The sequence below is a fragment of the Sphingobium aquiterrae genome, assembly GCF_037154135.1.
Classification (GTDB): domain Bacteria; phylum Pseudomonadota; class Alphaproteobacteria; order Sphingomonadales; family Sphingomonadaceae; genus Sphingobium; species Sphingobium aquiterrae.
In genome coordinates, this window is record NZ_JBANFL010000003.1 from 266,174 (window position 1) to 272,533 (window position 6,360).

The 6,360-nt window shown below is 67.5% G+C and carries 7 protein-coding genes; 5 read left to right on the plus strand and 2 right to left on the minus strand.

The window, feature by feature from the left end; translation table 11 throughout:
• Positions 1-152 precede the first annotated feature (152 nt).
• Positions 153-734 (plus strand): GNAT family N-acetyltransferase, encoded by a 582-nt coding sequence (locus WFP78_RS05190; protein ID WP_336959390.1) that lies wholly within the window; start codon positions 153-155, stop codon positions 732-734.
• 87 nt (positions 735-821) lie between these two features.
• On the opposite strand, the gene WFP78_RS05195 is transcribed toward WFP78_RS05190, so the two are convergent.
• Positions 822-1,349, minus strand: coding sequence for a GNAT family N-acetyltransferase (locus tag WFP78_RS05195; RefSeq protein ID WP_336959392.1), 528 nt, complete (start codon positions 1,347-1,349; stop codon positions 822-824).
• A 31-nt stretch (positions 1,350-1,380) separates the two neighbouring features.
• The gene (locus tag WFP78_RS05200; RefSeq protein ID WP_336959394.1) at positions 1,381-2,247 is read right to left on the minus strand and encodes a metal-dependent hydrolase; all 867 of its coding nucleotides are present in this window, start codon (positions 2,245-2,247) and stop codon (positions 1,381-1,383) included.
• A gap of 58 nt (positions 2,248-2,305) precedes the next feature.
• Between WFP78_RS05200 and WFP78_RS05205 the strand changes: the two genes are divergently transcribed.
• The 4 genes from WFP78_RS05205 to WFP78_RS05220 all read left to right on the plus strand — a co-directional run bounded on the left by WFP78_RS05205 (position 2,306) and on the right by WFP78_RS05220 (position 6,217).
• Positions 2,306-2,923, plus strand: coding sequence for a TetR/AcrR family transcriptional regulator (locus WFP78_RS05205; RefSeq protein ID WP_336959396.1), 618 nt, complete (start codon positions 2,306-2,308; stop codon positions 2,921-2,923).
• Between the two features lie 30 nt (positions 2,924-2,953).
• Entirely contained in the window at positions 2,954-4,063 is a 1,110-nt protein-coding gene (gene obgE / locus WFP78_RS05210; RefSeq protein WP_336959398.1) for a GTPase ObgE, read from the plus strand.
• Between the two features lie 94 nt (positions 4,064-4,157).
• Positions 4,158-5,303 carry a glutamate 5-kinase gene (proB, locus tag WFP78_RS05215; protein ID WP_336959429.1) on the plus strand — a complete coding sequence of 382 codons (1,146 nt, stop codon included), beginning with the start codon at positions 4,158-4,160 and terminating at the stop codon, positions 5,301-5,303.
• Positions 5,300-6,217 (plus strand): NAD-dependent epimerase/dehydratase family protein, encoded by a 918-nt coding sequence (locus WFP78_RS05220; RefSeq protein ID WP_336959399.1) that lies wholly within the window; start codon positions 5,300-5,302, stop codon positions 6,215-6,217. Before proB ends, WFP78_RS05220 begins: the two co-directional genes overlap by 4 nt.
• Positions 6,218-6,360: the final 143 nt, after the last annotated feature.

Below are 6,360 nucleotides of genomic sequence, written 5' to 3' on the forward strand. Positions count from 1 at the left end.
CCCGTCTCCCTTTTTGCATTCTCCCTCGGAAAATCGCCGGAACAACCGCTCGTCCAAAACGTCGCACGGGTCGGGGAAACTGGCGAGCATTGTCGCCAAGCCGTAACCAGATATCGGCAAAGGCGCGGTCATAAGACGAAGGAGAGCGGAACATGTTCGCCAGAACGAAAAGATTATTGCTGAGGCCCGGCTGGGCCGAGGATGCCGGCGCCCTGGCCCAGGCCATTGGCGACCTTGCGGTTGCGCGCAACCTGGCGCGTGTGCCCCATCCCTATGGCGTCGACGACGCCCGTGGCTTCCTTGAGTCGCCGCACGATCCGCTGCTGCCGCGTTTCCTCGCCTTTGCGCGCACATGCGGCGCGCCCCGCCTGATCGGCGGATGCGGCATTTCGCGCAGCGAGACTGGTGCGCTGGAACTGGGCTACTGGATCGCGCGTCCCTATTGGGGCCTGGGCTTCGCCACGGAAGCGGGCCGCGCCGTCATGCGGGTCGCGCGGGCGACCGGCCTCAAGGACATCGGTGCGCACCACATGATCGACAACCCGGCTTCCGGCAATGTGCTGCGCAAGCTGGGCTTCCGCTTCACGGGCCAGGTCCAGCGGCGGCACAGCATCGGGCGCGGCGCGGATGTCGACTGCCTGATCTTCGAACAGGGCGAGGAAGGACCGATGGCGCGTGACAGCGCGCCCGAACTCTATCTTGACGCCCTTCCCCCACAGGCGCTCGCCGCCTGACCATTCAGGGCATGATCCGGCCGGACTGTGAACCGGATCATGCCCCGATTGTCCTTTGCTTTCCGTATTTCCCGGCCGGCAAATGCCCTATCCGCCGGCATGCCGATCCATCACCAGGATCGGCGCGCCATGCAATTGCGTTTGCGACAGCCGGACGAAGCCCAGCTTCTCGGCAACGCCGATGGACGCGCCATTGCCATCCTCTATGATGCATCGCACGACCGGCGCCCGCAACTCCCGGTCGGCCCAGTCCAGCACCGCGCGCATCGCCTCCGTCGCGATGCCCCTGCCCCAGGCCGCCGGCGCCAGCACCCAGCCGACCTCCGGCACGCCTTCCAGCTCCGGCAGGCCGCGACAGGCATTGAGCAGCCCCGCTTCGCCCAGGAATGCGCCGGTCTCCCGCTCCTCGATCACCCACATGCCATAGCCCAGCAGCGCCCACATGCCGGCATAGCGCAGCAGGCGGAACCAGACGGCCTGACGATCCTGCACGGTGCCGCCGATATAGCGCACCACCGCCGCGTCGCCCCACAGCGCGCAGCAATGATCGAAATCGTCGCGCCGATGCGGCCGCAGGACAAGACGTTCGGTGGTGAGGATCGGTCCCTGGGTCATCCGCCAACATGACGCCGACCGGCCCCGTGGGTCAAGCCGGCATCGGGTTCCCGCCCGATGGCGGCGCATCCGTCCGCGCATCGGCATCGGCGCTGTCATGCCCCGCGATCAGTGCGCGGTCGTCATGGTTCCACGGATGGAAGCCGGGCATGAAGTAGCGCGCCCATTGCCCCATGATGTGCCCCACGATGCCGGGGCGGACAAAGGCATAGGCGAACAGCCGCGCCCATGCCCGTGGGCCCTCGATCCCGTCCTGCCGCAGCAGTTCCAGCATGCCGCGCGTGCGGCGGCGCAGGAAATCCCGGGTGACGTGCAGCATCGTGAGGTTCTTCACCCGCCACCGCCGAACGCGGCTCCAGTCGCGGGTCGCATGCAGCCATGTGTCATAGGCCACGCCCTTATGCTCGATCTCCTCGACGGCGTGCCAGCGCCACAGCGCTGCGACCTCCGCATCGGCGCCCTCCAGGCAGGCGGGGTCGCGCAGCAGTTCATGCGCAAGGATCGCGGTGAAATGTTCCAGCGCCATCGTCGCGGCAAGGCTCATGATCGGCGGTTGCCGGCGCGCGAAATCGAGGACGTCGCTGACATCGGCGTCGAGCAGCGACACGTCATAGCCATGATCCGTCACCTGACGATTGAAGGCCAGATGCTCCCGGCTGTGCATCACTTCCTGCGTCGTGAAGGCGGCGATCTCCTGTGCGAGCTTTGCCGGCGCCCCGTCTCGAAAGGCACGCACGCTTTCGATGAAGAAGGCTTCCCCACGCGGGAAGGTGATCGAGAGCGCGTTGAAGAAAGCGGTCGCGACCGGATCGCCGTCCAGCCAGTGGCGCGCCGCCTTCTCCGCCCGGCCGAAGCGGCGGTCGCGCGGCGTGATGGAAAGATCGTCGGGCGTGGACATTGCGCTATCCTCCAGAGCCGATAACTTACATCGAGGTCAATAAGAGTTACTTACACTCATGTCAATTAAACGCACGCGCCTGAGCCCGGACGAAAGCCGTTCCGTCGCGCTGGAGGCTGCCCGCGCCCTGCTGATCGAGGCCGGGCCGCAGGCGGTGACGCTGAAGGCCGTCGCCGGGCGCATCGGCCGCACCCATGCAAACCTGCTGCATCATTTCGGTTCGGCCGCCGGCCTGCAGCGCGCGCTGGCCCAATCCATGGGCGAAGGCATCACCGCGACCATCGGCGCGACGGTGGAGGCCGCGCGGCGCGGCGAACTGGCCGCGCGCGCCATTGTCGACATGACGTTCGACGCCTTCGACAGCCAGGGCGGCGGCGCGCTGGCCAGCTGGATGCTGCTGTCGGGCAACGAGGATGCGCTGGACCCGGTGGTGGAGATGATCCACCGGCTGGTCGATGAACTGGCCGCCACCGCCCCCACCGCGCGCCTCGCCACGCTGATCCGGGAGAACACGTTGATGCTGGTGCTGCTGGCGCTGGGCGATTCGCAGATGGGCGCGCCGATGGCCTCCGCGCTCGCCCTGCCGCGCGAAAAGGCACGCGAAATGGCCACGGACATGCTGGAAGCCGGGTTAATCGAGGCATTGGCGGCATCCGGCACGCGCACGGCGGTTTAATTCTGTCACATAAGCGGCTATGGGCCCGCCATGCATTTTCTCGATCAAGCCAAAATCTATATCAAGTCCGGCTGGGGCGGCCCCGGCGCGGTCAGCTTCCGGCGGGAGAAATATGTCGAATATGGCGGCCCCGACGGCGGCAATGGCGGCAAGGGCGGCGACATCATCTTCGAAGCGGTCGCGGGCCTCAATACCCTGATCGACTTTCGCTACACCCAGCATTTCAAGGCGCAGCGCGGCCAGCCCGGCATGGGCAAGAACCGCTATGGCGCGGGCGGCGAGGACCGGATCATCCAGGTGCCCGTCGGCACGCAGATACTGTCCGATCCCCAGCCCATCGAAGGCACCGAGGATGAGGACGGCTATCCTGAATATGGCGAGCAGGAAGTGCTGGCCGATTTCACCAAGGCGGGCCAGCGCCTCGTCTTCCTGAAGGGCGGCGACGGCGGTCGCGGCAATATGTCGTACAAGACCAGCACCAACCGCGCCCCGCGCCAGCACGGCACCGGGTGGCCGGGCGAGGAGATGTGGGTGTGGCTGCGGCTGAAGCTGCTGGCCGACGTGGGCCTCGTCGGCATGCCGAACGCGGGCAAGTCCACGCTGATCAACCAGATCACCAATACCAAGGCGAAGGTCGGCGCCTATGCCTTCACCACCACCAAGCCGCAGCTGGGCGTGGTGCTGCACAAGGGCCGCGAGTTCGTGCTGGCCGACATCCCCGGCCTGATCGAGGGCGCGGCGGAAGGCGCGGGCATCGGCGACCGATTCCTGGGGCATATCGAGCGTTGCCGGGTACTGCTGCACCTGATCGACGCGACCGGCGACGATCCGGTCGAGGCCTGGCGCATCGTGCAGGACGAGCTTGTCGCCTATGGCGCGGGCCTGGAAGACAAGTCGCAGCTGCTGGTGCTCAACAAGGGCGACCTGCTGGGCGAGGAACTGATGGAAGACATTGCCGGCCAGCTGCGCGAAGCGGGCGCGGAGGACATCTTCATCATCTCCGGCGCGACCGGCGAAGGCGTCGGCGCGATGCTGGACGCCGTCATCCTGATGCTGGGCGAGGCCAAGGCCGCCGAAGCGGCTGATGACGACGGCGAGGCCGGAGACCAGGAAGGCGAAGGCACATGGTCGCCGCTATAACCCCACGTGCTCCTGCGCAGGCAGGAGCCCAGTGCCCCACGCGCTTCCCCCAGACACTCTGGGCTCCTGCCTGCGCAGGAGCACGGTGGTAGTGATGCATCCTCTCCCCGGTTTCCCGCCGGCGCATGTCCCCCGCCTCGTCATCAAGATCGGATCGGCGCTGCTCGTCGATCCGGCGGGGCAGGTGCGCGAGGCATGGCTGCGCACGCTGGTCGCCGATGTGGCGAAGCGCCGCGCAGCGGGGCAGCAGATCATCATCGTATCCTCGGGCGCGATCGCGCTGGGCGCCCGGCGCGCGGGCCTTGCCAAGGGCGGGCGCGGCAGCCTGGAGGATGCGCAGGCCGCCGCCGCCATCGGCCAGATCGCGCTGTCGCAGACATGGGCCAGCCTGCTGGCCGAACAGGGCATCACCGCCGCGCAGATGCTGGTCACGCTGGACGATCTGGAGCATCGCCGCCGTTACCTGAATGCGTCCGCCACGCTGGAGCGACTGCTCAGCCTCAACGCCGTGCCGGTGGTGAACGAGAATGACAGCGTCGCCACCGCCGAAATCCGCTTTGGCGACAATGATCGTCTGGCCGCGCGGATCGGGCAGGCGGCGCGGGCCGACGCGGTAGTGCTTCTGTCCGACGTGGACGGGCTTTACACCGCCAATCCGCACGCCGATGCGAACGCGATGCTGGTGGAACGGATCGAGAAGATAGACGCGGCGATCATGGCCATGGCCGATGGCGGGTCTGGATCGGGCATGGGATCGGGGGGGATGCGCTCCAAGATCGAGGCGGCGAAGATCGCCACCCGCGCCGGAGCGCATCTCGCCATCATCTCCGGCCACCGCGACGCGCCGCTTTCCGCCTGGGAACAGGGCGGCAAGGGCAGCATCTTCGTCGCGCAGGCACCCGGCAAGGGCAGCGGCCGCGCCCGGCAGGGCTGGCTTGCCGGACGCCTCACCACCCGCGGCCAGATTTCCGTGGATGCCGGCGCGGCGCGTGCGCTGGCGAAGGGCAACAGCCTGTTGCCGGCCGGCGTGCGCTTAGTCTCCGGCAGCTTCGCGCGCGGCGACGTGATCGACATATTGGGCGAGGACGGCCGCCCCATCGCACGCGGCCTTTCGGAATATGACAGCGCCGACGCGGCGCGTATCGCCGGCCGCCGCAGCGACGAGATTGCCGCCATCCTCGGCAGCGTCCCCCGCTCCGTCCTCGTCCATCGCGACCATATGGTGATGCTGGGCCAATGAAGGGTTTCAGGCTTGCCATCACCGGCGCGACGGGCTTCGTCGGCGCCGCCACACTCGACCGCGCCCTGAAGGCGGGGTTCAGCGTCAACGCGCTCACCCGGGGCAAACAGCCTTCGCGCCGCGGCGTGACCTGGGTCGCGGGGGCGCTGGACGATCAGGCGAGCCTCGACCGGCTGGTGCGCACGGCGGACGCGGTGCTGCATATCGCCGGGGTCATCAACGCGCCCGACCGTGCGGGCTTCGAGGAAGGCAATGCGCTGGGCACGATGCGGGTCGTGGATGCCGCGCGCAAGGCCGGGGTGCGCCGCTTCGTCCATGTCTCCTCCCTTGCCGCACGCGAGCCCGCGCTCTCCGCCTATGGCTGGTCGAAGGAACTGGCCGAACGCTATGTGAAGGCCAGCGCGCTCGACTGGACGATCGTGCGCCCTCCCGCCGTCTACGGACCGGGCGACCGGGAGATGCTGGAACTGTTCCGCATGGCGAAACGCGGCTTCATGCTGCTGCCGCCGGCGGGCAAGCTCTCCATCATCGAGGTGGGCGACCTGGCCGACCTGCTGCTGGCGCTGATCCTCGACCGGCATGACAGCCATGCCGAACTTTATGAGGTGGATGACGGCACGAAGGACGGCCTGAGCTACGACGCCTTCGGACGGGCGATCGGTCGCGCGGTGGGCAAGCATGTGCGCTGCATCGCCTCGCCCCGCTGGCTGCTGGACACCGCCGCATGGCTGGATGGCACCATCCGCCGCGACAGGGCGAAGCTGACGCCCGACCGGGTCAATTATTACTGCCATCCCGACTGGGTGAGCGATCCGCGCAAGGCGGTGCCGCCGCATCTCTGGTCGTCCAAGGTATTTGCGGCCGAGGGCCTTGCCGAAACGGCGCGCGCCTATCGGGCCAAGGGCTGGTTGTAGGCGCGGAACCAGAAAGGTCGGCCTAAGGTTTGTGGGGATTCATCGGGAATTGATGACGGCAGCGGTGAGATAGATCATGGCTTCAAAGCTCTGATCGGTTTTGCAGGCGCGCATGGCGATGCGCTTGAACTCTTTGAGCTTGC

Excerpts from the sequence above, each read along its gene's own strand:
- WFP78_RS05195 (WP_336959392.1), bottom strand. The coding sequence starts at position 1,349 with ATGACCCAGGGACCGATCCTCACCACCGAACGTCTTGTCCTGCGGCCG.
- WFP78_RS05200 (WP_336959394.1), bottom strand. The coding sequence starts at position 2,247 with ATGTCCACGCCCGACGATCTTTCCATCACGCCGCGCGACCGCCGCTTC.
- proB (WP_336959429.1), top strand. The coding sequence starts at position 4,158 with ATGCATCCTCTCCCCGGTTTCCCGCCGGCGCATGTCCCCCGCCTCGTC.
- obgE (WP_336959398.1), top strand. The coding sequence starts at position 2,954 with ATGCATTTTCTCGATCAAGCCAAAATCTATATCAAGTCCGGCTGGGGC.
- WFP78_RS05220 (WP_336959399.1), top strand. The coding sequence starts at position 5,300 with ATGAAGGGTTTCAGGCTTGCCATCACCGGCGCGACGGGCTTCGTCGGC.
- WFP78_RS05205 (WP_336959396.1), top strand. The coding sequence starts at position 2,306 with ATGTCAATTAAACGCACGCGCCTGAGCCCGGACGAAAGCCGTTCCGTC.
- WFP78_RS05190 (WP_336959390.1), top strand. The coding sequence starts at position 153 with ATGTTCGCCAGAACGAAAAGATTATTGCTGAGGCCCGGCTGGGCCGAG.